Origin of the sequence: Colwellia sp. C1TZA3 (assembly GCF_007954265.1) — a bacterium.
GTDB lineage: Bacteria > Pseudomonadota > Gammaproteobacteria > Enterobacterales > Alteromonadaceae > Cognaticolwellia.
Map to the genome: position 1 here is coordinate 1 of NZ_VOLS01000148.1, position 909 is coordinate 909.

The 909-nt window shown below is 37.7% G+C and carries 1 protein-coding gene; it reads right to left on the reverse strand.

Annotation, left to right across the window (positions count from 1 at the left end; translation table 11 throughout):
* Positions 1–91: 91 nt before the first annotated feature.
* Positions 92–909: DUF3800 domain-containing protein (locus ESZ39_RS17595; protein WP_223270448.1), on the reverse strand; the 818-nt coding region annotated here is incomplete at its 5' end.

A 909-nucleotide genomic window follows, 5' to 3' on the forward strand; every position in this document is an offset into this window, starting at 1 on the left:
TAACGCCCTGTTAACAGGCTAAAAATAGTTGGTTAAAATAAGCGACGAAGGAGCAAAAACCAACTGTTTTTTGTCCTTGTTTAACAGCTTGTTAAGTGCACATTGCTCCGAACTGTTCTCGACTAATATCACCTATTGCAAAATTAGGTTCAATATTTCTTGTGCCGGGAATCGCACGTGTTTCTGGTGGAAAGTGCCAGATATTAAAGTGGTCGTTTGGATAAGTATCATATTGCAGCTTATCCCACCCTAAAATATTAGCCATTCTATGAACGGTAATTTTTTTCGCTATTTGAATTTGAGCGTTAGACTCAAAGAATAAATGATACCCAGTATTAATAGCGCCGGTCATAACATCGACTGCCTGCAACCCCCAATGTAACTTCGAGTTTTCCATTGATACATGTTCGATTGTCGATGATGTAGGGAGTTTTGCAAGCATATGATTAGTTATAATTTGCATAACCTCATCTTGTTTGCTGTAAGAAGTGCTTTTTTGATCAATGTAGACTTTAAATTTTGAATTTAATCCATGGCTACTTTGACGCAACAAGAAATCATATGTTGTGAAAAATGCGCCTTCCTCGTCTGAGTGCCACTTTCTGTAAGGTGCTTTTGAAACTGCAATAGAATGAAACGTGCATGGACTTTGAAGTATGAACTTTAGAATAGAAGTGCATAAATTAACTTGCCCTGCGCTCTTTCGTACTTTTTCCCATTTTATTTCGCCTTGGAGCCCGCTTGCATTATAGATTTTTTCAATGGTTTGATTGAATACAGGCAGAAAATCTTCGGGGACATTTAAAATTCCAATAGTATAACAAGGGCAACCTTTGTGGGTTCCACTTTCATCAGCAAATGATGCTATAAACGTCATAACGACTCCATGTTTGACTGTGCATTTAACGC